The sequence below is a fragment of the Nitrosomonas ureae genome (assembly GCF_900206265.1).
Taxonomy (GTDB): Bacteria; Pseudomonadota; Gammaproteobacteria; order Burkholderiales; family Nitrosomonadaceae; genus Nitrosomonas; species Nitrosomonas ureae_C.
Genome location: NZ_LT907782.1, coordinates 1,579,285 through 1,605,291, shown reverse-complemented (window position 1 = coordinate 1,605,291; position 26,007 = coordinate 1,579,285). Strand labels below are relative to the sequence as shown.

Sequence of the window (26,007 nt, the reverse complement as noted above, 5' to 3'; positions counted from 1 at the left end):
AATCGGTATAGCAAAAAATTAACAAGAAGCCTGTTTTCCGTTAGTAAAGTGATGCTTATGGAGCAAAGAGGGGCAGAATTCTACACAGTCTGTTGTTTGGTAAAATCTTTTATGCGGAACCCCAGAAACCATAAAGCGGCAAAATAGCTTGAAGCGCCCATAATGATTATCCCGCTTAGCCGAGCGGTACGGGTCATTGTGGAATCTGTAAACCAGGAAGCGTCGCTGCCTGCCGCAAACCATAATACAACTCCCATACTTGCCAAAGCGATCAATATTTTTACAAAGAAATTAAGCCATCCGGGTTGCGGTTGATAAATTTTGTGGCTGCATAATTTATAGTACAGCAATCCTGCGTTAATGCAGGCACCCAGCCCAATGGCTAATGCAAGCCCGGCGTGCTTGAATGGAATGATAAAGGCAAGATTCATCAGTTGTGTGGCAATCAGCGTGATAATGGCGATTTTTACAGGTGTTTTGATGTTCTGGCGCGCATAAAACCCCGGTGCGAGGACTTTGACCAAAATTAATCCGAGCAATCCAATACTGTAAGCAATTAAGGCTTCACGTGTCATCCATACATCGTGTTCAGTAAAAACACCATGATAAAAAAGTGTTGTGATTAAGGGCGTTGCCAATAATGCCAACGCCAGTGCCGCAGGCAAGGTCAGTAGTATTGTCATCCTTAAACCCCAATCAAGCAAACGGGAATATTCTTCGGTGCTATTGTTAGTGTAATGCCGCGCCAAGGATGGCAGCAGAATAGTACCTAAAGCGACGCCTAGCAGGCCAGCGGGGAATTCCATTAAGCGATCGGCATAGTAAAGCCAGGAGACACTGCCCGTAATCAGCAAAGACGCAAATATAGTATTGATCAGTAGACTGATTTGGCTGACCGATACACCGAAAACTGCGGGCCCCATAAGCTTTATTACACGCCAGGCACCCGTATCCCGGCTCCGGAAACGGATGCGGGGTAGTAATTTGAGGCGCAGCAGGAAGGGGACCTGGAATATGAGTTGTAGGGCACCACCAATAAAAACCGCCCAAGCGAGAGCAAGAATCGGTGGATCGATAAGTGGCGTGAGCCACAATGCACATCCGATAAATGACAAATTTAATAGGGCGGGTGTGATTGCAGGTACATTAAACCTGCCATAAGTATTGAGTATGCCACCTGCTAGCGCGACCAGGGAAATAAATAAAATATAAGGAAATGTAATTTGCAGTAATTCAACGGTTAGATTGAATTTCTCCGTGTCAGCAGAGAACCCTGGTGCACTAGCATAGATAATGAATGGTGCTGCCGCGATTCCTATCAGCGTGACAAGAAACAGTGTGATGCCCAAAAGCATGGTGATATGATCAATCAACTCGCGCGTTTCTTCGGGTGTGCGGGTATTTTTGTATTCCGCAAGAATTGGAACGAATGCCTGAGAAAATGCGCCTTCGGCAAATAATCGCCTGAGCAGGTTAGGAATCCGGAATGCGACAAAGAACGCATCTGTTGCCATTCCGGCCCCAAAAATCCGGGCAATCATGATGTCGCGCACAAAACCGAGAATGCGCGATACGAAAGTCATGCTACTGACTGCAGCGAGGGCTTTAAGTAAATTCAATGGGGTATTGAGTTCTTTTTTTGACAGCGGGAAAGAAGGTGCACAATATTTAAATTTGTATAATCTAAGCTCTATTAATGATTAAGATTACTTACAAGAGAATAATTATTTAAAAAAACTGCCTAATTTCTTTAATAAACTGGGTTCGGACCAATTCCATTGTAAGCAGTATTCCGCACCCAATTTAGGATGCTTAACATCAGCTGCAATTTTTGTTTGCCCTGTTATAACCGGCGGCAATAAAGCTTCTTCTTTGCCATCATGCTTGCAGAAGAAACGGGCAGTGGAAACTGTGCGACCTTCGGGCAGTTGTACTGTCATGTGCAGATGTTGTGTATCATCATCAATCACATGTGAAAGCATGCCCTCGCTTTGTGTAAAAGCATCTTGATATTCGCAGGTTAGGGTCAGATCGGAGCCATTGATTAATTTCAATTCGGGTGGAATTCTCATGCAAACATGATAGTTTCCGTTTTCTTTTTGTTGATCATCCGGCTGTCCATCGTTGATTCTGAAATTGCTGATGCTGCCAATGGCGCGGATATTTTTAAACCAGTATTCTGAATTGTCGACATGACATGCGGTAGTCTTTTGGATTTGCGTCAATGTTGCTTTATTGCCGCCATCATCATGCACAGTTAATATTTTTTTTAAATCTGAGATGGTAAAAGCAAACTTGTTCTGTCTGAATTGATCAAAAACTAGCAGCGTTGCACACAGCACAAAAATTAATCCGACAACGAAAAACGGGGTAAGCAGTGCAACCAACGCACCAAAGACAATGATCAATACATTAATATAAAAAATCATCTGGTTGGGTTTGTTAAACATTCAAAGCTCCTTAGATTATCAAGCATATTCTTATAGTATTTATTGAAGCGCTGAGTTTAACAGAGAGCCGCAAGCAAAAAAAGCAACAAAGAAATCAGCAATTGTTTAATAATTTGCGGTTATTATTATGATCCGATTATATTTATCTTTTTTATGAGGAGAAAACAATGTCGAGAAAAATCATTAAGCCTGTTTCAATTGCTTTGGGTACAGCATTAGTCACCAGTTTGGCAGCAACCAACCTGACTGCCGAGACGCATGCTAATCCGTTTGCAATGACTGAGCTTTCCAGTGGTTATATGCTGGCATATGGAGACAGTGCAAAGAAAGCTGGGCAAGAAGGAAAAGCTGACAGTAAGAGTGAAATGAAAAAAAATATGGAGGGCAAGTGTGGCGAAGGTAAATGTGGCGGCAAGAAAGAAATGAAGCAAGATATGGAAAGTAAAGACGGCGACAAGAAAGCTGAGCAGGAAAGTAAGTGATGTTAAATCCATGAGCGGAAATCTTTATCCTGTTCATGGCGTAGGTCTTGGTCTGCGGCGATCGATGACAGATTCGCTGGCAGATCAAACTCCACACCAGGTTGATTTCTGGGAGGTCACGCCAGAGAATTGGATAAGTGTTGGCGGGCGCTACGGGGGAAAACTGCGTGAACTGACTGAGAAATTTCCTTTTATCTGCCATGGGTTATCACTTTCAATCGGTGGGCCGTTACCGTTGGATGAGGCTTTTTTGCAGCGTTTGAAAAGATTTTTTAAAGAGCACCGTATCCGTTATTACAGCGAGCATCTGAGTTATTGTAGTGATGTCGGACATCTGTACGATTTGATGCCGATTCCTTTTACCGAAGAAGCGGTGCATTATGTAGCGAATCGTATCCGGTATGTACAAAACATTCTTGAGCAGCGCATTGCAGTGGAAAATGTTTCTTACTATGCAGCGCCCGGTAAACGGATGGAAGAGATTGATTTCTTGAAGGCTGTGCTCCAGGAAGCAGATTGCGATCTATTGCTTGATGTGAATAATATTTATGTCAATAGCATCAATCATCGTTACGATGCCGAAGCGTTTTTGCGGGAATTACCAAATGAGCGCATCCGTTATATTCATGTTGCCGGGCATTATCAGGAAGCGGAAGACCTGATTGTCGATACGCATGGTGCGGATGTGATCGATCCGGTTTGGCGGTTACTCGAGAAAGCCTATCAGCATTTTGGCGTCATTCCTACTTTGCTGGAGCGGGATTTTAATCTGCCGCCCCTGGCGGAATTGTTGCAAGAAGTGGATATTATCCATTCATTACAGTCAAAATGGTCGGTGCAATCCAGTGACTATTTACAGCACGGTTGATTATCCTGATTTTATACGGCAGCAATACGTTTTTGCGGCACATATCCGCAATCCGGAAAGCAATCCGTGCCCTGAAGCAGTCGAAGAACGGCGCATGAAAATATACTGCGAACTATTCTATAACAACGTAGAGAGTTTTATCGCCAACAGTTTTCCGATATTACGTAAAATTATACCGGATAAACAATGGCATGCAATGATCCGGGATTATTTTGCCAATCATTTGTCGCATACTCCATTGTTTCCGGAAATGCCGCGAGAATTTCTTAAATATCTGGAACATGAACGTGCAATGCAACCCGATGATCCGCCTTTTATTCTGGAATTGGCCCATTATGAGTGGGTTGAATTAGCGCTTTCAATATTGGATGAGCAGATAGAAGAAGAAACAATAATCTCGGAAAGCGATTTTCTGGATGCTATCCCAATGATTTCTCCTTTAGCCTGGCCATTGAATTATCGCTTTCCCGTACATAAAATCAGTTCGGATTTTCAGCCATGTGTACCCGGAGCGATGCCAACACATTTGATTGTTTATCGAGATGCTGATTTTGGGGTGCATTTTATGGAAATTAATTCAGTGACTGCCCGTTTGTTGCAGTTGATCAGCATTAATGATCATAAATCTGCACGGATATTGTTGCAACAAATAGCTGTTGAGTTGGATCATGCGCAACCCGATATCGTTATCCGCGGCGGAATGGAAGTGTTGGAGGACCTACGGAAGCGTCACGTGATTTTAGATGCCTACTCCTGATAACACTCAATCAAAGTATTCTACTCCCGGCGTTTGCAGGCATACCCATCAACAAATCGTAACGTCAAGAGCACAATTAATGCAGATATTTGTTTAATATTATGATTCTATTATTATTTATCTTCGGATGGATCAACTTTCCTGGTAGATGCGGGTGGAGGTGCGGCCAGAAGCTTATTTTTTAATGCCAGATAGACCCGATTTCTGCCTGCATTTTTGGCTGCATAAAGTGCTTTATCGGCCGCAATGACGAGGTGATCTTCGTTTCTCATATTGATTTCCTTTAAAGCAATGCCAATACTTATCGTGATTTGAATATGAATCTCGTCGACATTGATTTGCTGCTGGCTTATTTGATGACGAAGCCTTTCTGCAAAAAGGATGGACGATTTGACATCAGCATTACCTAGCTGACATACAACCAGAAATTCCTCACCTCCCATGCGGCAAAAAGTATCGCCCTTACGGGCGGTTTTACGAATAATCGAAGAGACTTCTTTAAGCACTTTATCGCCAATTGAATGCCCATAATTGTCATTGATCGATTTAAAATGATCGATGTCGATGAGCATGATTACCATCAGCTGACCGGACCGGTTAGCGATACTCCATGTCTCGGACAGTGTTTCCATGCCAGAGCGCCGATTGGGTAGTTCTGTGAGCATATCGGTCAAGGCATAGTACTCAAGTTTCCGATTGGTGACTGCTAATTCAGCGGCAAAACGCTTGAGCTGCTCGCGATCCCGTTCCCATGATTCCTGTAACTGCCGATAGTGCCAAGCTGCTCGTAATCGGGCTCGAAAGGCGCGAATATTGATGGGCTTGGTTACATAATCATCAACCCCTGCATTAAATGCCTTAATAACTTCTTCTTCGTCTTCTATGCTGGTAAGCATAATGACGTATAAGTTCTGGCCCCATTCAGTTGTTCTTAATGATTTGGTTAACTCCAGGCCATTCATGATTGGCATCATCCAGTCGGTAATGACTATGTGGGGTAATACTTCCATAGCCAGTGACAGTGCTTGCTGACCATCATTGGCGGTATACACAGTGTGACCCAGAACATTAGAGAGCAATTCTTTGGAAAGAATGAGATTGGTGGGATCATCTTCAACCAGCAGAACACGCAGTGAAGCGGCATTGGTTGCGTCTTCCGGACGTGGTGCCGCCGCACTCATCATTTTATGAAACGAGGGAAGCTGCTCCTTAGCTGTTATCTTGAGTATTTTTCCCCATATATGCCATTCCTGCATGATTTGGTCGATAAAGTCGCCAAAGGTTTCAGTATCCAGGCCGATTTTCCCACCCAGTAATAATAATTCGGAGATGCACTGGTTTCGTTCGGATTCCTTGGTTAATGCAAAATCAGCGATCTGTTTTGCCAAATAAAGCTGATGCAGAATTTGGTAGGGGCGGGAACCTTCAGAAAATCCTGAATGTTCAGGTGTTTCATGATAGTAAATCGGTTCCACAAAAATTGTTGGAAAACCAAAATTAATCAACATCGCGGCTGTTAACTCATTATGATCAGTCTGCAGGTACTGCTGCTCCAATTGCTGTAGAGGCATGCCCCGGGATTGTTGCTGTTTAAGTTGGGAATATTGATCGGGATAGATTGAAGCGAGTGCCAGGCAACCGATACGCATCATTAAACCGCATGAAAATAAATCTTCGGATGAAGACGCCGGGGTTGTCTTACTCAATTTCTGCATTGCGATCGCCATCAATAGCGAATGAGACCAGAATTCCTGATAATCAAATCCATTACTTGGGCCGTTCGAATATTGGTCAATGAGCGAAAAACCCATGGCCAGTTGTTTGACGGCATTTAGACCAACATGTGAAACGGCTTCTGCTATGGATGAGATGGCTCGTGTAGTTTGTTTAGTGGCATTGGCGCGTTGGATTAAGCGGCCTGCAAGTGCAGGATCAGTTTGAATGAGCTTGGTAATTTCATTGATGGATACATCTTCTTGGCGACAAGCTTCCAGCAGTGCCAGCGCAACACCCTTAGGGCTAGGCAATAACGTGCTAATTTTTAGTTGATTGAGATCAGCTATTTTCATGATTGATCGTAAGATTGTCTTTAGTGCCAGAATATCGCAAAGAAGTTTTGAATTTATGGATAAATGTCTTAAACAATTTACCCAAAACAGCCTGTGCCGGAATTATCCAGCGCAACCTGAACCTGATAGTCCCGCAGCTTGCATGAAGAGTTCGTTTGCTGCTGCAACATTGGCTGATAAGAGGTTAAAAAATTTTTCCGTCACGATGGGGTAAGAATTTTTCTTATTTCAGCAACCACACTTTGATAATGTGAACGCATATTTTCTTGTAATGCTTTTGCACGTGTCAATTCGTCGCTACATCCATCAATTTCCAGTTGTTTGAAGATGGCGGATAGACTTTCTGCGCCTATATTTCCAGAACTGGATTTTAGAGTGTGTGCCGATTGTCGCAGACTTTCAGTGTCATTATGAAGAATTGCCAATTCAAGCTGCTGTAGACTGTTATCAGCAGAGTCGAGAAAAGCTTGGAGAATCTTTTGCAATAGATTGCTTTCTCCAGTGGGGTCAAGTTCGCGAATCTGTTCAAGTCTGACCGGATTGAGTACCGGTACTGTGCTGCTATCCGATTTTATTGCCATAGATTTTGATTTCTCAGTATTCATAGGATTGCCTTTTTCTTGGGGTAACCATTGAAGGATTTTTTGCTGTAATTGATCAAGCGTGTAAGGTTTGGAAAGAAAATCATCCATTCCCGCGTTTAAGCATTGGGTGTGATCGTCTTCGGTGGCATTCGCCGTCAGAGCAATGATTGGAATCTTGTTAAGTTGTTGCCGAATTTGTGCCGTGGCTTCAAAACCATCCATTACCGGCATTTGACAATCCATTAAAATAATATCGTAGTGATGGTTCCGGATCAGATCGACAGCTTGCTTGCCGTCATGTGCAATCACAGTATTCAGACCCAGCCGACTTAGCATCGCCTTGGCCACTTCTTGATTGACCGGATTGTCCTCCGCCAATAAAACAGATCCGTGTAAGTTATAGTCGAGAATGAAAGGGGGATTTTGTATGGGTGCAACTGGGTTATCGAGATTGCGTCCCATAACATCCATGATAATATCAATTAACTCTTTTTGGCGGACTGGCTTATTGACGTAGCGTAAAATCCCCGTGTTATCTTTTGCTAACTGGGTAACGTCATGATGAGTTGAAGTTAACATCATTATGCGGGTTTTATTTAACGTAGGATCGGCATGAATTTTTTTTGCCAGTTGCAATCCGTCCATTTTGGGCATATGCATATCCAGAATGACTAAATGATAAGGCTCGTGGAGATTACAGGCTTTTGTCATGGTGAATAAGGCGTGCTCGGCACTATGGGTGCACACGGCTTGAATTTTCCAGTTTTGTAGTTGAAGCCTAAGAATCTCCCGGTTAGTTTGATTGTCATCTACAACCAGTATTCTGATACCGGCTAAATCAGTTATATTGGGTTGATGCGCGTGCTCCAGAGCAGATTTCTCCAATTCCAGATTAATCTGGAATTTGGTACCTTGGCCTGGGGTGCTGTCGATATGAATGCTCCCCCTCATTAGTTCCAGTAATTTTTTACAGATCGTGAGGCCAAGTCCGGTACCCCCGTATTGACGTGTAGTCGAGCCGTCCGCTTGAGAGAATTGCTGAAAAATCTTTTTATGATATTCCGGAGGGATTCCAATACCGGTATCTTCAACGTAAATTCTGAGGTTTACCCTGGATACGGCTGCTTCACAGAGCTGGGTGCGAATCACTACCTCTCCTTGCGAGGTGAATTTGATGGCATTACTGATTAGATTTGCAAAGATTTGGCGTAATCGGAACGAATCTCCCCGAACCATAAAAGCCCTATTGGGCGGTATGAATTGCGCGGCTAATTCCAATCCTTTTTTGTCGGCAGGTTGTGCAAACATTGCCAACGTATCTTCAATCAGTTGAACCAGATCAAAATCGATGCTCTCCAGTTCCATATGATCCGATTCAATTTTAGAGAAATCAAGGATGTCATTAATAATTCCTAACAGATGACGACCTGAGCTTTGGACTGTTTCAGCAAATCGTTGTTGATCCCGATTCAATTGGGTTTGTAAAAGTAGCTCAGTCATTCCTAGGATTCCGTTCATCGGAGTGCGGATTTCATGGCTCATGGTCGCGAGAAATTCACTTTTGGCCTTACTGGCTGCTTCCGCTGATTCTTTCGCCAGCACCAATTCTGCTGTTCTTTTTGTCACTTCCTCTTCAAGATGATCCAGATGATCTGCCAACTTTGCATCACGTTCTTGAATCATTTCCAGCATATTATTGAATCCTTTGGATAGCGTATTCAATTCAGTGATAGCACTGGATTCAGTTCTAATTGTGTAATCTGCCTTACTGGTAACATGCTCCATATTTGTGGAGAGATCGTTAAGCGGATCCAGTATGGATCGGTTTAGCCGCTGTAGTCTCAGATGAGCGATCAATAAAGCAAATGCGGCGGCTGTGAGGGTAATAATAACCTGCCAAAGAATTTGCCAATAAAGTGGTGCCAGTGTAATTTCCAAATATAAACCGCCTAACAGCTGATCATTGAAGTGAATAGGCTGGGTAATCGTTAAGAAACGGAAGCTTGTTTGGGAATCTTCTTCCAAGGAAGGCAAAGTTTGGGGAGGTGGTTTACCGGTAACTGAATATTGCACAAACTGTTCTTTTGTCTCATTGTAAATAGCAGCAACCTGAATATCCTGAGTATTATTCAGAGAATGTAATAGTGTTTGAGCTGTATTAGTGTCCTGAAACATCAGTGTGGCTACTGCATTTTCCGTCAATAGCTTAGCTGTTGACTGGCTGGATTCTAATAGTGAATAGAAATTGATGAAGAAGCTGCTGCAAATGACGAGCGTGGCAACCATCAGCATGGCCGTGCTCTGTGTAGCAAAGCTGATTTGTTGCAATTTTGAACGTAATGCGATGGTTGTCGATGTATTCTTCATTATTGATATACCTTGCTGGCAAAACGTAGTAATTGGGAGCTGAGTCTTAAGCCGCTTTTCTTTGCCGTGAGGACATTGGCTTCAAATGTAATTTTTCCTTCTTTTACTGCCATGTTAAGCATAATGCCTTGCGAAGCGGTACCTGGGGTATCGGCAACAGTGAGGATGGGTTTTTCATGTGACAGCGTGATGATGTCATCGAGATTGTTAATGACTGAGCGGGTGATGAAAATCATTTGGCAATTGGAGAGATCATTGATGTTTTTCGGATGTTGAATGATTATTTCGTAACCGTTAATTTTCTTCTGCTGTAAATGCTGCAAGTGTTCTCCAAACGGATCTTCACCATAAATACATAAATTCAAATCCTGACCATGCCGGTCAGGCCATTCTGTATAGACGGCAAAATTGTATAAAAAGGCTACCTTCATCCGGTATTCCGTGGGTTGTTCTGCATATGCCAATGGTGAATAACTTAATATCAAAAGCGAGGAAAGCGCCCTCAGTGCAAGATAGAATAATATTTTTTCCTTAAAGTAAATCAATAGCTTATTTTTATAATTCAAAATTGCATATTTCAATTTTAGGAAGAGCCAAATTTTTCTGCATGAGCGTCTAATAACCTGTAGGTTTGGCTTTGTATAAAGGAATACCATAATCGCTTGCTTTAGAAGCGATAATCCAATCTGAGGCGAGCGGTGCGACCTGGCTGCAAGAAAGTATTTTGCCAATTGGTATCCGCGGCCGGGTGCAGATAGTTCTCATTAAACAGGTTATAGAAACTGAGCGATGCTTCCAGCCCTTTTATCCGGGGAACGTCGGTTACGAAATTAAGATTGGAAAGTACATAACTATCGGTATTGCTGCCATCGAGGGTTTTGCGTTTACCGTAGTACTGCAATTCATAACCGGCTCGTAGACCGGTGATCAATGGTATCGGGATTGATAGATTGATTTTTCCCAGATGATAAGGTGAATTGGGAAGATGCGAATCTTGTTGTTCGGCGTTCTGAATGCCATAACTGCTGCGAAAGCGTGCACCCCAATGCCAGGTTTTGTCCAGGGATAATTCGGCGCCTCTGGCTAATACTTTTTTTGATGTCGATTGATATTGCGAAAGCCCGCTGAAGGGATCTATTCCTAGCGTGATAAGGTTGTACATATCCCAAGCGTAAACGGTAGCGCGCAGATTCATGTCAGGAAGCGGACGGTAATCCGTGACCAGTTCGGCGGTATCAATGGATTCACTGTGTAACCCCGGATTGGCCACTTGAGATACGCCGTCGTAATAATCGCGCTCAAAAGAATTCGGTGAACGATGGGCGCGGCCATACAGGGCCTTGAGAGTGGTTTTGGGGGTAGCTTGCCAGATGAGCCCTCCGCGCGGACTTAACCGGTTGCCAATCCAATCGTTGTGATCGTAACGTAATCCAGCGGTAAGCGATAGCGTATCGGTTATGCTCCATTCATCCTGAGCATATATACCGACTCGTACCACTGAACTCTTAATTGCGACATTTTCAGCGGGATTATCAAAATTCTGGAAAGCTTGCTTGATCTGGGTATTGTTTTGATACTCGACGCCAAACATCAGCTTGTGATCGGTAATCGCGGTAGAGAGAAGGCGCAATTCCAATCCATGCCAGTCGCTTGGCCCGGTAGATAAAGTTTTTTCCCCACCGTAAATTAACGGATTGTCATAGCGATATTGACCGAGAAACAAGCGGCCGAGTACATTTAGGGTATCGTTGGCGAAATTGTCATGGTACTGAATTTGTGTGTTGAGACGGCGATCGCGTTGAAATTGGCCTGCTACCAAAGGATCTGAGAAAGAAATACCCGTAGGATCTTCTTTGCGCCGGTCACCATAAATAAAATCAAATGAAAATGCACCATGAGAGGCACGTGCAAACATTTGTTTGACGTTTTCTCCATCCAGGCGATGCGCTACTCCGGAAATTCCGGAATCGCCAAATTCGAAGAAGCGATCCGTTCCGCGAGACTGCAAACCGGAGAATGAGATCAATGCATCTGTGCCATTGTCAAATTGCTTGCCTATGGTGACACGCTCCTGCGGCATGATTTCGGTGGTTTGATAAGAGGCTGAAACTTCCGCTCCTTTAATGTCAGCGCCTTTGCGGGTGATGATATTAACTACACCCAGCATGGCATTCTGGCCGTAAACAGCGCTGCCCGGTCCAGGTATGAATTCAATTCGTTCGATCAGGTCAATATCCAATGGGAAATCACGCCCCGTCGGTCCCTGGTCATAGGTGGCATCGTTCATGCGATTGCCATTGATCGTAATCAATACGCGTGTATTGAAATCTCCAGGCAACCCAAGACCACGCGTACCGAGATATTCATATTGATAATCATACGTGATATGAATTCCGGGAAGACTGGCCAGTGCCTCACCCAACGTGCGCCAGCCATAGTTTCTGATATCTGCGCGAGTAATCACACTGACCGCAGCAGCAACTTGCTGTTGTTTTTGCTCATACTTGGAAGCGCCTACAATGTTGATATTCATCAGTTGCTCCAAGCTCAATTGTTCTAGGTTCGCTGTAGCAAATGCAGGAGGTGCTGTTGTAAAAAGCAAAGCGAATAACAGCCCTGCATTTGCGGAAAAACTCAGGATGAGCGAGTGGAACTTTTGTGGAATGAGCACGATGAGTCGCTTGATGTTTAAATATTATTATTTAAGCATGTCAAGCGATTGCTCAAAATCCGGGAAATAGGAGTTTTATTACCTTAAATCGTTAAGTGACGCGAGTAGTTTGTTTTTATTGAAATTGCCGGATATCAGATGGTTACAATGGGTTATACAGGTTGTATTTTTTATATCGATTAACTAAGACAGATCATTCTCCAGTAATCCAAGGAATCCACCTGACTGATGATTCCATAATTGTGCATAAAGTTGATTATTGGCAATGAGTCTAGCGTGACTGCCTTGCTCAACGATGCGGCCTTTGTCAAAGACAATGAGTCGATCCATTGCAGCAATTGTTGAGAGCCGGTGTGCGATTGCGATTACCGTTTTTCCTTCCATCAACTGATAGAGACTTTGTTGAATGCTGGCCTCCACTTCGGAATCCAGTGCGGAAGTGGCTTCGTCGAGTACCAAAATGGGTGCATTTTTTAATAATACGCGAGCGATGGCGATGCGTTGCCGCTGACCGCCGGACAGTGTGACACCACGTTCACCGACGTGGGCATCATAACCTGTTCGGTTTTTGATATCTCTAAGCGATTGAATAAATTCGTGCGCCTGGGCTTGTTTGGCGGCTGTGATCATTTGTTCTTCGGTAGCATCCGGCCTGCCAAATAAAATATTGTCGCGTACCGATCGATGCAGTAGGGAAGTATCCTGAGTCACCATGGCAATATTAGCACGCAGGCTATCCTGCGTGACTGTGCGGATATTCTGTTTGTCGATGGTGACGTTGCCACGCTGAACATCATAGAATCGCAATAGCAAATTAACGAAGGTTGATTTACCAGAACCGGATCGGCCCACAATACCTACTTTTTCACCGGCTGCAATGTGCAAGCTGAGATCATCGAATATGTTCATGGATTTTCGATGTTCAGAGTGATAAGAGAAGGAAACGTGACTGAAATGGATGGTGCCTTGATGCACCTTTAATTCCATGGCATTTGGTATATCAGTGACAAGTTGTGGTTTGGAAATTGTGTTGATGCCGTCTTGAACAGTCCCCATGTTTTCGAACAGTGTGTTGACTTCCCACATGATCCAATGTGACATGCCGGTCAATCGAATAGCGAGACTCATGACGATGGCTATGGCACCCGGCCCGATATCGCCCTGTAACCAGATCGTTAGACCTAATGCTCCGGTTGCGAATACCATCATCATATTGATGACCCAAACACAAAAGTTTAGGCCTGTCGAAAAGCGCATTTGAGGGTGCACGGTTGCCATAAATTCTTCCATGCCTGCCTGAGCGTATGCCGATTCCCGTTGGCTACGCGAAAACAGTTTCAATGTCAGTATGTTAGTGTAGCTGTCAACAATACGTCCGGTCATGAGCGCGCGTGCGTCGGCTTGCAAAGTGGATATACGTTTCAACCGAGGAACAAAATAGGACAGAATAACAATATATAAAACAAGCCACACCAGCAATGGTAAACATAAAACCGGATCTGCATTGATAACCAGGAATAGGGTTGTGGTCAAGTAAACCGAGACAAACAGCATGACATCAATCAGCTTGAGTACGGTTTCACGGACGGATAATGCGGTTTGCATTACTTTGGTAGCGATACGACCGCTGAATTCATGCTGAAAAAATGCATAGCTTTGATTCAGCAGATAACGGTGCGACATCCAGCGCACACGCATGGGAAAATTGCCCATCAGTGTTTGATGGATAACCAATGAATGTAACAATACCAATAACGGTATTACTATCAGTATGAAAACCGACATGCCGAGCAAAGTTGGCCATTCTTCTTCCAGAAAGTTTCCGGTCTTCTTTTCTGCTAACCAATCAACCATTTGCCCTAGAACGCTGTAAAGCATGGCTTCACTGATTGCAAGACAGGTAGTCAGAATCGCTAGCAATACAAGATAAGGTTCGATGCCCTGAGTATAATGGCGGCAAAACTGGTACAATCCCTGCGGCGGTTCAATGGGGTGCTCCGGAGGGTAAGGGTTGATCAGGCGCTCGAAAAAGCCGAACATAACCGTCTAACTTGAGCTAAGTTGCTCGAAAATTCTGAATCCGGCGACATACGTGCCAATCGCTGAACCCAGTGTGGAAAAAATAAAAATCAATAAGATGCGTGTAACCTGATTGTTCCACCATCCTTTTAGAGTGGTTGTGTCAGTTCTGAGTCGGTTAAAATCGCCTACTTTCGGTTTGCGCACATACGTTTCCACTGCTGCAACTACCATACCAGCCCCGATAGTTGGATTCAAGGATGTCCATGGAGCGGCTAGAAAAGCGGTCAGGATTGATAGCGGATGCGCGAAAGCTATCGCTGCACCCAATGCCGAAAGCCCGCCATTGATCAGTATCCAATCAATGACCATGGTTGTTCCTAACTCCGGGCTGCGCATAAAGCCAATCACAAACCCCGTGAGAATGAGTGCCACAACCAGCCATGGAATAAATTTGAGCCATTGCGAGGAAGGAGGGATAGTATCTAGTTGCACAATTCGTTCATTCGGATTTGTGATGCTTTGTGCTTCAAGTTGTTGCGCCATGCCATTTAAATGGCCGGCGCCAATCACTGCAAGGATATGTCGATAGTTGTTTTCTTTGCTCTCTTTGAGAAGTCGGGCGGACATGTATTCATCCCGTTCACTGATGAGGGGGTGGAATAAATCTTTTTCATTTTCGGCAAACTGTGAGAAAGAACTTTCCAGAACATCACCTTCTTTAAGCTTCTCAATTTCCTCGGCGCTAAATTTTTCTTTACTGATTACGCTTGCAATTAAACCAGCGAACAGATTCATGCGTTTCCACCACGGAACATTATGATAAATCCGTTTCATCGTTGTGCCAATTTCTCGATCTATCAGTAAAACCGGTAACTTAGCAGCTTGCGCATCTCTGATGGCCACACGCATTTCGGCTCCCGGCTCGATACCGAACTGTTCTGCCATGCGTTGCTGGAAGGCGCCCAATGCGAGACTTGCAGCGACCATGCTGGCTTGACCTTTTTTGATTACTTGGAAAAGATCCATTCTAGCCATAGCATCAGGGTTGACGATAACTTTGTGTCGACTCGGGCACAATTCAACCGCTACTGCATCATAATTTCCCGTGGCTATTAATTCCTGTACTTTATCTGCGCTCGCTTTTGAAACATGTGCGGTTCCCAGTAATGTGATGCTGCAGTTATTTACTTTAACAGTTCTGATCGGTTCTGCGTGAGTGCTGGATATACCGGATGTCTCAGCGGTTTGTTCTTCGATATTGATCATGGGTTATTGAATGAAAATAAATCATAAAAGAATGGCGGATGATACCAGTATTGCATAACAATACAGTAGTTATCACGATGATAATTAGGGTGAATAACATTGTGGCAAGAATGAACGGAGCACGGGCAGATGTAAAGAGTCGTAGTATCGGTGTACAATTCATAAAAATAGATGGTAGTGTGATAGTTATTTGCAAGCATAATAAATTCGAGGAAAAAGTAATTATCATGAAGAAACTTATTGCCGCTGCTCTTTTTATCTTAGCTATTATGTTATCTGGTTGTGCATCTTCATCAGAAAAATATAATGCGCCTTATATATCACCCACACAATTTCAAACTTATAGTTGCGCTGAACTGTTGGCTGAGATTGAGCGAATTCAATCTAGAGTCAGTCATTTGACAGGTAGATCAGGCAGCAATGAGCCGACCAATGGTAAGTTGGCCCTGGATGCGGATTTATCACTTTCATGGACAGCGTTATTTGCGCTAGCGGGAACTAAGGAACAAGAAGCTGAATATGCGCAACTTAAAAGTGAGTATGATGCAATACAACAATGGGCGGTTATCAAGCAGTGTTCGGGAGTAATTCCTCCCGCTGAAAAGCCTCCTGAGTTCGATCCGGATCTGGTGGAAAGATCTATATCAAATCCGGTTGCTAAGTCAGCGAGATATTAGAAAGTAAGAGTTTGTATGCGAAATGATAGCTTGCAAATGGGTACTGATGTATTTTTGCAGATCCGAGATAAAATTTGGGCTAACTCGATATTTTTGCAATACCCATGAGTTCTTTCCGGGATCTTTTAAATTTAAAGTGAGGCAGTTACGCTGGTAATGACATCCCCGAAGCATCGCTTGGTAGCCGCGCCAGTGTGAGCTGCCAATCGTCGTTAGTAATGTGTTTTCTACTCAAACCAAACGGATCGAAACGCGAAATGATATGCGCAATAGGCCGCTACGGAATTTATTAATGGCTCTAGACTAACAGATTGTATCTGCTAGTCTAGAGCCATTAATTTACGAACACATGATTGTCCGCTATCAATTATTCAACATGAGCAGGAATAGCGAACGCATACGCACTTAATGTGAGTTTCCAGAAGCTGGAATTATGACATAATTAATTATTTCAACTGACTAATAGACTTGAAAAGTGACTTGGTTAATTTTCCTAAAAAGTTATTTAAAAATTTTGCTAATTGGATTGTTTGTTTTTTCAATTATGCAAAATATTGTGCGGGCTGATAATGGAGTGCGGGCTGATAATGGAATATGGATAGATGTAGACACAGTTGAGCAAACATTGTCAGTGATGCAAGGTGATACCGTTCAAGTGGTTTTTGAGAATGTCGCCATTGGTCGTTATGGCACTACTTGGTCTAAGGTGACAAGAGATGACAAGACTCCTTTGGGTAGATTCAAAGTCGGCTGGGTTAATGAGAAAAGCCGTTATTATCGTTTCTTTGGTCTTGATTATCCCAATCTTGATACGGCGAAACGTGCATTGGAAGAAAACAGGATTGATGAAGAAACTTGGTTGTCAATCAAGCAAGCAAAAAGTAGAGGGAAAACACCCCCGCAGGATACCTTGCTTGGAGGACATATTGGAATACATGGTATTGGAAGAGGCGATCAAGAAATTCATCATAAATACAACTGGACCAATGGTTGCGTTGCGCTGACAAATGAGCAAATAGATCAGCTGGGTAAATGGATTAAACCGGGCGTATGGGTAAATATCCGCTAGTAATAATTCCATAATCCATATGATTTGTATGACTTTGTTGTTAATTGCTTGAGCGTGTGTCTGCACAGAAATATATAATTTTATTATGCACTTAGTGTATTACTTGTTGTGTTTATAGCTAAGTTGTTGGTAAATTTGTCATAAAATCCATTTATTTTGCGAAAGAAATCGGATAAGATTCTAATGCGTTGCTGGTATGTGGTATCAGCGACTAGTAAAGTTGTGAATGTTTGTGCGTGTTGAATAGAATAAACAACTGAGGAGATTGGAATGAAAGAAAAAATTCAGCATCCAGTACGTATGTTAACGCTGGCAGTAGTGGCAGGTGCTTTTATTGGATTGACAGGCTGTGCAACAACTGGTCAATTAGAGGAATTGCAAAATAAACATAATGCTGATGTCGCTTCAGCAAAAGCTGATGCAGCTGCAGCCAAACAGGCTGCGGATGCTGCCAATGCAAAAGCAAATGATGCATTACGCGTTGCAGACGAAGCAAACAGACGTTCAATGGATACAGAATCTAAAATAGATCGTATGTTTAAGAAAGCTATGCACAAATAATCGGTTAGTAGTTCTTGTATTCAGAAAGCCCCTCTCAAGAGGGGTTTTTCATATGTATTTGTAATTGAGTTGTGCCTATAGTTAAGCTGCTATAAATTAATTGTTGAAGTTTTGTGAATGAATTTGAGCTTGAGTGCGTGAGATTAAAATAGGAATTCCGCTTTTTTCAATTATGGCTTGTTTTAGGGCTTCCTGATCGATTTCAAAATTTACCGGAATATTTCTTTTGCTATTATTTAATAAGAGAAAATCATTAATTGCATTAGTTACTATTAGCTGGTAGTTGGTATATTTTGATTCGTCTTCTTCCAGTGGAGGATGAAGCTCAATGAAAAGTGAATCTAGTAACCAGCCGAGTTTAATGGGTTGATTGACCACTTGCACTTGCGTGCCGACCGGAACTTTATCAAATAGTGCTTCAATATCTTCTGGGTACATGCGAACACATCCAGCCGAAACGCGCATTCCGACACCGAATGGCTTGATAGTGCCATGTATCAGGTAACTACCGCTACCAATACTTAATCTCATTGCATGACGCCCCAGTGGATTAGTCGGACCTGGTGGCACTATGCTGGGATAGGGTGGTTCGCCATTTGCAATTCTGTCCATTTGGAGCGATTTTGGAGGTATCCAAGTTGGATCTTTCTTTTTTTCAATTATTCTAGAAATACCCAAAGGTGTTACCCAATCCATTCTTCCGATCCCAACCGGGTGGGTAGTGACGGTAGGTTTTTCCCCTTTTTTAGGTTCAGGGAAATAATAAATTCTCATTTCGGGTAAATTTAATACTAAACCTTTCCGCTCGGCGTGGGGGATAATATAGCGGCTTGGCAGAGTGACCGTGACACCATCTTCAGGTAGCCAGCGGTCAACGTTAGGATTGGCCAGTAAGATTTCTATTTGGCCAATATCGTATTGTCTGGCGATATCGAGCAATGTTTCTGAGCTGCTGGCGTGCATGGTTTTTATTTGACCGAAAATATCAATGCCAGATGGGGGAAGGGTCCATGTTTCAGCTCGAACAATCGTAATCGTAAAAAGAAAGGCTATAACAAAGGGGGGGAATAGATGAATTTTGTTCATGATCATGTCATAACAGTATCATTAAAGTTAGTGAGGGAAGTGGAATGATAACTGAAACTTTCTTATCAGTAATGTAAAAAACGAGCGTAACTATAAGGCATTTGCGATATTTAACGGATGATGAAAGCATTCAGGGTGTTTTGTGTGATATCTATATGATTTTAAAGATGATAGAATAAGAATTTCTTGATTTAGTTATGTTTGTTTGTGAGTAGTATAGGAATTTCGCACAAACTCATAGAACTTTTAGGTTTAACCCACAAATTAGAGTTGCGTTTTAGGCTTGGAAATGAATGATCAAGCTGTATTTCTGAAGTCATATATAAAATATGGCTCAATCCTAAATTGAGCTGGTGTGAAATATATAAAAATAAAATTATAGTCAGAAAAACAACAGGAGTGTTGTTTGAATGCAACATCGTGGTGGTTAAATTTGTAAAATATGCTCGTTTTTCTTGCAGAATGCTTATGTGTTCGGCACAATCAAATCAAACCCTCCGAGTCGGGGGGTCCGGACAAGCGGGGTGCATTCCACTGGAGTGTAGTAGGGCAAAAAGGACGGCCCCAATCGTTTTAACATTAAAGGAGAACTTCCGTATGAAGAAGAAACTTATATCGCTGGCAGTAGCTGGCGTACTTGCAGCCCCGATGGTTGTGTCAGCACAAGGAACGAATGTAACACTTTTCGGTAGCGTACAAGCCGAGTATGCTACAGTTAATAAAGACGGTCAAAGTAGTCAGGCTCTTATTGGTGATGATACAGGCCGTTCAAGAATGGGGATGCATGTAACTGAGAATTTAGGCGGTGGTTTGAAAGCAAAGGCACATGTTGAATATGGTTTTAGTACTGGCAGTGGTGCATTGGGTGTTGCGCGGGAACGTTGGGTAGCGCTGGCAAACGATAGCTGGGGTGAAGTGAAATTTGGCCGTGTTCAATCTCCATTTAAAGATTTTGCGGGCGGTATGACGATTGATCCGTTTGCATACACAACCTTACAAGCTGCAGGCAGTGGCGGTACCATGACTGCTTCTGCTAATGGCTTGGGCTCAGGCGCTCAAAGTTTTGTGAACAGCGCAGTACGCTACGATTCACCACGTGTTGAAGGATTCAGCTTTGCAGGTATATTAATGCCGGGCGATTCTAACCGATTGGATCCTGCGAATATTATTCCTGGATCAGATACTTTCCAAGGAAGCGCATCTAATTCAGGTGGTGAAGATGGTGAATGGGATTTTCAAGTTGCGGGTAAATACGAAGCGCAAGTTGCAGGTCATAATCTAGGCGCATTTGGCGGATATTCCCGCGATAATATTAGTACTCGGCAAAGAACAAATTTGGGTTTAAATAACAATGAGCATGTATGGCGCGGCGGTTTGATGTGGGGGTTCCAAAACTTCAAACTCAGTGGTCAATATGAAAGAGTCAGCAATGCAGTAGGTGCAGCAACTTGTTCCAATGCTGCTGCATTAGGTAATCCTGGTACTGGTAGTTTAGATTCACGCTCACACTGTAATTCAGCGATGAATCTTGGCGGTGATGGTCATCTCTGGTTTGCCAGTGGCCAATATGATTGGGGCAATACCAGCATTATTGCTCAAGGTGGTATGTCGGATGCTAACGCAACTGCCACTGCGCTTAAGCATGAAGTCAGCACTTTTACCGTTGGTCTGATACATAACCTCAGCAAACGCTCAAGTCTCTTTGGCGGTTATCAACGAGGTATGGTGGATGATAAAGCGGCTAACCCGCTCAGAGATCATAATACTTATTCTGTAGGTATGCGTCACAACTTCTAAATCAAGTTAGTCTCGTAAAAAAGGCACCAAATGGTGCCTTTTTTATTGGCAGAAAGAAATATAATGAAGCTTTAATTATTGCTGCTATTGATTGATATTTATTGGGGGTTTTTTAATATGAGTATGAAAAAATGGACTGATGAAGAGCTTATTTCAACACGCGATAATCTTGAATCATGGAACAAACGAAGCAATGGTTCAGGTTCTGGTTCAAAAATGTGGCTGTTTACAGCTATATTAGGGGCATTCGCAGTTTCAACAGGTATTGTATTTATCTTTTTTGATGGCATCGACGTATTGAGCATTTTATTAATAATTATGGGCACTATTACGTGCGCATCATGGTATAAAAGTGAAAAGCAGCGTAAAGATAATGCCGCATTCCTGGATGAAATTAATAGAGAAATTAAATCTCGCAAGATAAAGGAGGAACCAAAATCCAAAAATAAATCAAATGTGCACGTAAATGAGATTGAGTGTGCAGAATCAACGGGTGTAGATGGTTCAGAGACAGGAGTTGCAGCAAGATACCTAGAGAAAACAGAAGAGAAATCAGAAAAATAGTTTGCATGCGAAAATGATTCAGTCATCGATAAAAATCGAATCGGTTCGTTATTTATGGAAGAGATCATGCAAATAAAAGAGCATCGCTGATGAATGATTTAAATGTACTCTCCTCCGATTTAACTCAAGAAGATGAATACATTTTTGCGACGTTATGTCAATTTTCATGGGTGCAGGGTGAACCATTGCTGCTTATTTTTGATGTGAAGAATGAGGTTTATTCAAAGCAAGGCATCACTCTATCAATATTAAAGCATTTAGAGAATGTGGGATTAATTACATTTGAGAGTAAAGGTTTCGTAAAAAAAGGGTTTGGAAAACATGCGCGACTTTTTTATTGCGATAGGCCGACGAAAATTGGTTTTCAGGATAATGAGAATAATTCCTTGGATCTGGGGCATGTACTATTTACAGCGCGCGGTAAAGAATTAGCTTTAACTATTCCGGTGATCAGGAATCAGCAATTTTATGAATATGTTATTCGCAGATGGTTTGAGCAAGGATTGGTTTTGTCCTCTATACAAATTGACCGCGATCGGAAATCCAATATCGCTGACCGCGTGTACGCGATTAAAGCACCAGGATAGCGCGATAATCATTGACATTGGTATGCGTGGGACCAGTAATGACTAAATCATTTAATTGTTGGAAAAATGTATAGGCGTTATTATTCGATAGAAACGATACAGGATCCAAGAGAAGCTTATTTGCCCGAATCAGAGAATCTGGGGTGATGAGTGCTCCAGCATTATTTTCACTGCCATCTAGCCCATCCGTATCGCATGCCAGTGCATAAACGTTATCAAGAGTAGAAAGTTCGATTAATAATGACAACAAGAATTCGGTATTACGACCTCCTCGACCATTGCCTCTCAATGTGACGGTAGTCTCGCCTCCCGATAACAGAGCCAAAGGTGGCTTCAGCTTTTGCGGATGTAATCTTATTTCTTTCGTCAACGCGGCATAGCATTTTGCAATCTCGCGAGATTCCCCAGTTACCGTATCACCAAGTATTAAAGTACTTATGTCATATTTCTGGAAATAATCTGCTGCTGCGCTTAGGGATTGATGAGCGTTTGCGATAATTCTGGTTTCGACTTGATTGAAGATGAGGGAACCAGGTTTTGGTGTTTCAGTGATAGCATGTTCTATGCCTGCCAATAATAGTTGCCGAATTGCTGTGGGTACATCCAGATGGTAGCGAGCGAGTACAGCAAGCGTATCGGAAAATGTGGATGGATCAGGGGAGCATGGTCCGGAAGCGATGTGCGTTGCTTCATCTCCAGTAACATCGGAGATAATTAAAGCGAGGATGGGAGCTCTGCACGCGGCAGCAAGCTTGCCGCCTTGAATTGCTGATAAGTGTTTGCGGACAATGTTAATTTCCTGAATGCTCGCTCCGCATCGCAGTAGTTGATGAGTGACTGCTTGAAGGTCTTGCAGTGAAATACCTTCAGCTGGCAAAGATAACAGACTGGAGCCTCCTCCACTGAACAAGCAAAGCATTAGATCACTAGGTTCTAATGCTTGAGCTGCTGAGAGAATTTTTTGTGCTGCACGCTCGCCATTTTCATCCGGTATTGGGTGACCCGCTTCAACCACTTTAATTTTATGCGTAGGTAATGTATGTCCATAACGAGTGACGACCAATCCATCGATTCGAGCGTCAGCGGGCCATGCGTTTTCGACCGCCATCGCCATCGCGGCAGATGCTTTGCCAGCGCCCACAACAAGTGTGCGACCTGGAGGAGGGTGAGGAAGATACGACGGAATGATGTGAGTAGGGTCGGCAGCTTTGACAGCTATAGCAAAGCTTTCCAGCAAATGGTTGCAAGGATTCATTTTGTCAGTATGGATTGCAGATAATTACCGGTATAACTGTTTTTATTGGTCGCGATCGCTTCCGGCGTGCCCTCTGCAATGATACATCCGCCACCATCGCCACCCTCCGGGCCTAAATCAATAATCCAGTCGGCTGTTTTGATGACATCCAGATTATGTTCAATGACCACCACGGTATTTCCATGATCGCGCAGTCGGTGTAATACATTCAACAACAGGTCGATATCCTGGAAATGTAGGCCGGTTGTGGGCTCATCCAGGATATACAAGGTCCGGCCTGTATCGCGCTTGGAGAGCTCCAATGAAAGTTTCACCCGCTGTGCCTCGCCGCCGGAGAGCGTGGTGGCGGATTGTCCCAAGGTGATATAGCCGAGACCAACATCCAGTAATGTATTTAGTTTCCGGGCAATCACCGGCACTGCATTGAAGAATTCAAATGCATTTTCCACAGTCATTTGCAGAATTTCGTTAATATTTTTGCCTTTATACTGAATTTCCAGAGTTTCCCGGTTATACCGATGACCGTGGCATACATCGCATGTAACATAAACGTCTGGAAGAAAATGCATTTCCACTTTTATCATGCCATCACCTTGACAGGCTTCGCACCGGCCCCCTTTGACATTGAACGAGAATCGACCGGGTGCATAACCACGTTCGCGTGCTTGGGGTACCCCGGCAAATAATTCCCGGATCGGAGTGAATAATCCGGTATAAGTTGCGGGATTGGAACGCGGTGTACGTCCAATCGGGCTTTGATCCATATTGATAACCTTATCGAGAAAAGCTAATCCCTCAATGTGCTGATAGGGTGCCGGTTCAGTATTGCTGCCATAAAGGTGGCGAGCGACTGTGCGATGTAGCGTTTCGTTAATAAGTGTGGATTTGCCGGATCCTGACACACCGGTCACGCAAATAAAGAGACCTATCGGTAAAGTCAGCGTAATGTTCTTGAGATTATTTCCAGTGGCACCTTTGATTCGAAGTATCCGATCATTGTTGGGTGAATGACGTTTCTTCGGGATCTTGATTGATAATTTGCCGGATAAAAATTTTCCCGTCAGAGAATCATTATCTTCCTGGATTGATTGCGGTGTGCCTTGAGCAACAACGTATCCCCCGTGCTCCCCGGCACCTGGCCCCATATCTACAACATAGTCTGCAATCTGTATGGCATCCTGATCGTGCTCAACGACGATGACACTATTGCCCAGATCACGCAGTTTCTTGAGTGTATTGAGCAGGCGGTCATTATCGCGTTGATGCAAACCGATGGAGGGCTCATCTAAAACGTACATGACGCCGGTTAAACCGGAGCCGATTTGACTGGCTAAACGAATGCGTTGAGATTCACCGCCGGAGAGTGTATCCGCGGAACGATCCAAAGATAAGTAATCCAGACCGACATTATTGAGAAATTGTAAACGGTTGGAAATTTCCTTGATGATACGCTCAGCAATCGATTGCTTGTGGCCCGATAATTCAAGATGATCAAAAAATTGCTTGGCTTTCTTGAGTGGAAAAGCACTAATCTGGTAAATTGCTTGTCCAGCAACATGTACATGACGCGCAGCCTGACATAAGCGCGTACCTTGGCAATCCGGGCAAGTTTGCGCATTGAGATATTTAGCCAATTCTTCCCGTACGGTTTGTGATTCGGTTTCTTTGTAGCGACGTGTCAGATTGGGAATGATTCCTTCAAAAGAATGGGTTTCCTGTTGCTTGCGGCCGTTTTCTGTCAAATAAGAGAAATGTATTTTCTCTTTACCGGAACCATATAAGATAATGTCGCGAATAGCTTCATCCAGTTTCTCAAAGGGTGTTTCCAGGTCAAAACGATAATGTGTTGCGAGGTTAGTTAATAACTGAAAATAAAACTGATTGCGCCGATCCCAATTTTTTACCGCACCGGCAGCTAGTGATAGGTGCGGGAAAGCTACGACGCGCACTGGATCAAAAAAAGTAATCTGGCCCAGACCATCGCATTTGTTGCAAGCCCCTAATGGATTGTTGAAAGAGAATAATCTCGGCTCCAGTTCAGACAGCGAATAACTGCACACCGGACAACTGAATTTGGCTGAAAACAGATGTTCGTGATAGGTATCTATCTCAACCGCCAAAGCACGACCATCGGAATGGCGTAACGCAACTTCGAATGATTCGGCAAGCCGCTGCTTAGCATCCAGAGAAACCTTCAAGCGGTCAATGACCACTTCAATGGTATGTTTCTTGGTTTTCTGCAACTTTGGCAATGCATCGATTTCATAAACTTCGCCATCAATCCGCAAACGAACAAAACCTTGTGCGCGCAGTTCGTCAAATAATTCTGCTTGTTCGCCTTTGCGCTCGACGATTAACGGAGAAAGGATCATCAAGCGTGTGTCAGGAGGTAGCTGTAATACATGATCTACCATTTGTGATACGCTTTGCGCGGCCAGAACAATGTTGTGCTCAGGGCAAAAAGGATCGCCCACGCGAGCGAACAGCAAACGCAAATAATCATGGATTTCTGTCACTGTTCCTACCGTCGAGCGGGGATTGTGCGAGGTTGCTTTTTGTTCAATGGCAATTGCAGGAGAAAGCCCCTCGATCAAATCAACATCAGGTTTCTCCATTAATTGAAGGAACTGTCTTGCATAGGCTGAGAGGGATTCCACATATCGACGCTGACCTTCTGCATAAAGCGTATCAAATGCAAGCGATGATTTGCCTGATCCTGATAGTCCGGTAATGACAACGAGCTTGTTACGGGGTAGATCAAGATGAATATTTTTCAGATTATGCGTGCGCGCACCGCGTATTTTTATGGATTCCATGAACTATCTATGTATGAGTCAACCTGCTAATATACCCAACTTTTTAGAAATATAACAAC

21 protein-coding genes are annotated in these 26,007 nt (G+C 43.4%); 10 read left to right on the top strand and 11 right to left on the bottom strand.

The features are described from left to right. Nucleotides 1–80: 80 nt before the first annotated feature. Together murJ and CPG39_RS07415 are read right to left on the bottom strand one after the other, a co-directional pair. The gene (murJ, locus tag CPG39_RS07420) at nucleotides 81–1,619 is read right to left on the bottom strand and encodes a murein biosynthesis integral membrane protein MurJ (protein ID WP_096292721.1); all 1,539 of its coding nucleotides are present in this window, start codon (nucleotides 1,617–1,619) and stop codon (nucleotides 81–83) included. Between the two features lie 105 nt (nucleotides 1,620–1,724). After that, a complete protein-coding gene (locus tag CPG39_RS07415) occupies nucleotides 1,725–2,450 on the bottom strand; it encodes a hypothetical protein (protein WP_096292720.1) in 726 nt (241 codons plus the stop codon). Between the two features lie 167 nt (nucleotides 2,451–2,617). Here CPG39_RS07415 and CPG39_RS07410 point away from each other — a divergent pair, with 167 nt between their 5' ends. From CPG39_RS07410 to CPG39_RS07400, 3 genes are read left to right on the top strand one after another with little or no spacing between them, the layout of a single operon-like run. Continuing rightward, a complete protein-coding gene (locus CPG39_RS07410) occupies nucleotides 2,618–2,932 on the top strand; it encodes a hypothetical protein (protein ID WP_096292719.1) in 315 nt (104 codons plus the stop codon). Nucleotides 2,933–2,942: 10 nt separating this feature from the next. Continuing rightward, on the top strand, nucleotides 2,943–3,800 hold the full coding sequence (locus CPG39_RS07405; protein ID WP_096292718.1) for a DUF692 domain-containing protein: 858 nt from the start codon (nucleotides 2,943–2,945) through the stop codon (nucleotides 3,798–3,800). After that, the gene (locus tag CPG39_RS07400) at nucleotides 3,778–4,557 is read left to right on the top strand and encodes a DNA-binding domain-containing protein (RefSeq protein ID WP_096292717.1); all 780 of its coding nucleotides are present in this window, start codon (nucleotides 3,778–3,780) and stop codon (nucleotides 4,555–4,557) included. Before CPG39_RS07405 ends, CPG39_RS07400 begins: the two co-directional genes overlap by 23 nt. 113 nt (nucleotides 4,558–4,670) lie before the next feature. Here the strand turns inward: CPG39_RS07400 and CPG39_RS07395 are convergent, their stop codons facing one another. Next, nucleotides 4,671–6,626, bottom strand: coding sequence for a diguanylate cyclase (locus CPG39_RS07395; RefSeq protein WP_096292716.1), 1,956 nt, complete (start codon nucleotides 6,624–6,626; stop codon nucleotides 4,671–4,673). Between CPG39_RS07395 and CPG39_RS07390 the strand changes: the two genes are divergently transcribed. Then, entirely contained in the window at nucleotides 6,625–6,840 is a 216-nt protein-coding gene (locus tag CPG39_RS07390; RefSeq protein WP_096292715.1) for a hypothetical protein, read from the top strand. The genes CPG39_RS07395 and CPG39_RS07390 overlap by 2 nt on opposite strands. Here the strand turns inward: CPG39_RS07390 and CPG39_RS07385 are convergent. The 5 genes from CPG39_RS07385 to CPG39_RS07365 form a co-directional block, all read right to left on the bottom strand. Further along, complete coding sequence (locus tag CPG39_RS07385; RefSeq protein WP_096292714.1) at nucleotides 6,827–9,577, bottom strand: response regulator; 2,751 nt, start codon at nucleotides 9,575–9,577, stop codon at nucleotides 6,827–6,829. The two genes, CPG39_RS07390 and CPG39_RS07385, sit on opposite strands and share 14 nt — an antisense overlap. After that, nucleotides 9,577–10,008, bottom strand: coding sequence for a YfiR family protein (locus CPG39_RS07380; RefSeq protein WP_231990241.1), 432 nt, complete (start codon nucleotides 10,006–10,008; stop codon nucleotides 9,577–9,579). Before CPG39_RS07380 ends, CPG39_RS07385 begins: the two co-directional genes overlap by 1 nt. A 236-nt stretch (nucleotides 10,009–10,244) precedes the next feature. After that, the gene (locus tag CPG39_RS07375) at nucleotides 10,245–12,110 is read right to left on the bottom strand and encodes a TonB-dependent receptor plug domain-containing protein (RefSeq protein ID WP_231990240.1); all 1,866 of its coding nucleotides are present in this window, start codon (nucleotides 12,108–12,110) and stop codon (nucleotides 10,245–10,247) included. A gap of 321 nt (nucleotides 12,111–12,431) precedes the next feature. Next, on the bottom strand, nucleotides 12,432–14,288 hold the full coding sequence (locus CPG39_RS07370) for an ABC transporter ATP-binding protein (protein ID WP_096292712.1): 1,857 nt from the start codon (nucleotides 14,286–14,288) through the stop codon (nucleotides 12,432–12,434). A gap of 6 nt (nucleotides 14,289–14,294) precedes the next feature. Beyond that, complete coding sequence (locus CPG39_RS07365) at nucleotides 14,295–15,536, bottom strand: TraB/GumN family protein (RefSeq protein WP_172424090.1); 1,242 nt, start codon at nucleotides 15,534–15,536, stop codon at nucleotides 14,295–14,297. A gap of 38 nt (nucleotides 15,537–15,574) precedes the next feature. On the opposite strand from CPG39_RS07365, the gene CPG39_RS07360 reads away from it, so the two are divergent. From CPG39_RS07360 to CPG39_RS07350, 3 genes are all read left to right on the top strand, one after another. Continuing rightward, nucleotides 15,575–16,213, top strand: a complete 639-nt coding sequence (locus tag CPG39_RS07360) for a hypothetical protein (protein ID WP_096292711.1) — start codon at nucleotides 15,575–15,577, stop codon at nucleotides 16,211–16,213. 544 nt (nucleotides 16,214–16,757) lie between these two features. After that, nucleotides 16,758–17,282, top strand: a complete 525-nt coding sequence (locus tag CPG39_RS07355; protein WP_231990239.1) for a L,D-transpeptidase — start codon at nucleotides 16,758–16,760, stop codon at nucleotides 17,280–17,282. Between the two features lie 270 nt (nucleotides 17,283–17,552). Next, complete coding sequence (locus tag CPG39_RS07350) at nucleotides 17,553–17,843, top strand: Lpp/OprI family alanine-zipper lipoprotein (RefSeq protein WP_013646690.1); 291 nt, start codon at nucleotides 17,553–17,555, stop codon at nucleotides 17,841–17,843. A gap of 96 nt (nucleotides 17,844–17,939) precedes the next feature. Here the strand turns inward: CPG39_RS07350 and CPG39_RS07345 are convergent, their stop codons facing one another. Continuing rightward, nucleotides 17,940–18,929, bottom strand: coding sequence for a L,D-transpeptidase family protein (locus CPG39_RS07345; protein ID WP_231990238.1), 990 nt, complete (start codon nucleotides 18,927–18,929; stop codon nucleotides 17,940–17,942). Between the two features lie 597 nt (nucleotides 18,930–19,526). Between CPG39_RS07345 and CPG39_RS07340 the strand changes: the two genes are divergently transcribed. The 3 genes from CPG39_RS07340 to CPG39_RS07330 all read left to right on the top strand — a co-directional run bounded on the left by CPG39_RS07340 (nucleotide 19,527) and on the right by CPG39_RS07330 (nucleotide 21,877). Next, the gene (locus tag CPG39_RS07340) at nucleotides 19,527–20,726 is read left to right on the top strand and encodes a porin (RefSeq protein WP_096292709.1); all 1,200 of its coding nucleotides are present in this window, start codon (nucleotides 19,527–19,529) and stop codon (nucleotides 20,724–20,726) included. Between the two features lie 117 nt (nucleotides 20,727–20,843). Next, a complete protein-coding gene (locus CPG39_RS07335) occupies nucleotides 20,844–21,290 on the top strand; it encodes a hypothetical protein (RefSeq protein ID WP_096294276.1) in 447 nt (148 codons plus the stop codon). Between the two features lie 89 nt (nucleotides 21,291–21,379). Next, nucleotides 21,380–21,877 carry a DUF2806 domain-containing protein gene (locus CPG39_RS07330; RefSeq protein ID WP_096292708.1) on the top strand — a complete coding sequence of 166 codons (498 nt, stop codon included), beginning with the start codon at nucleotides 21,380–21,382 and terminating at the stop codon, nucleotides 21,875–21,877. Here CPG39_RS07330 and CPG39_RS07325 read toward each other — a convergent pair. Both CPG39_RS07325 and uvrA read right to left on the bottom strand, forming a co-directional pair. Then, on the bottom strand, nucleotides 21,861–23,132 hold the full coding sequence (locus tag CPG39_RS07325; RefSeq protein WP_096292707.1) for a glycerate kinase type-2 family protein: 1,272 nt from the start codon (nucleotides 23,130–23,132) through the stop codon (nucleotides 21,861–21,863). The genes CPG39_RS07330 and CPG39_RS07325 overlap by 17 nt on opposite strands. Further along, a complete protein-coding gene (gene uvrA / locus CPG39_RS07320; RefSeq protein ID WP_096292706.1) occupies nucleotides 23,129–25,948 on the bottom strand; it encodes an excinuclease ABC subunit UvrA in 2,820 nt (939 codons plus the stop codon). Before uvrA ends, CPG39_RS07325 begins: the two co-directional genes overlap by 4 nt. Nucleotides 25,949–26,007: the final 59 nt, after the last annotated feature.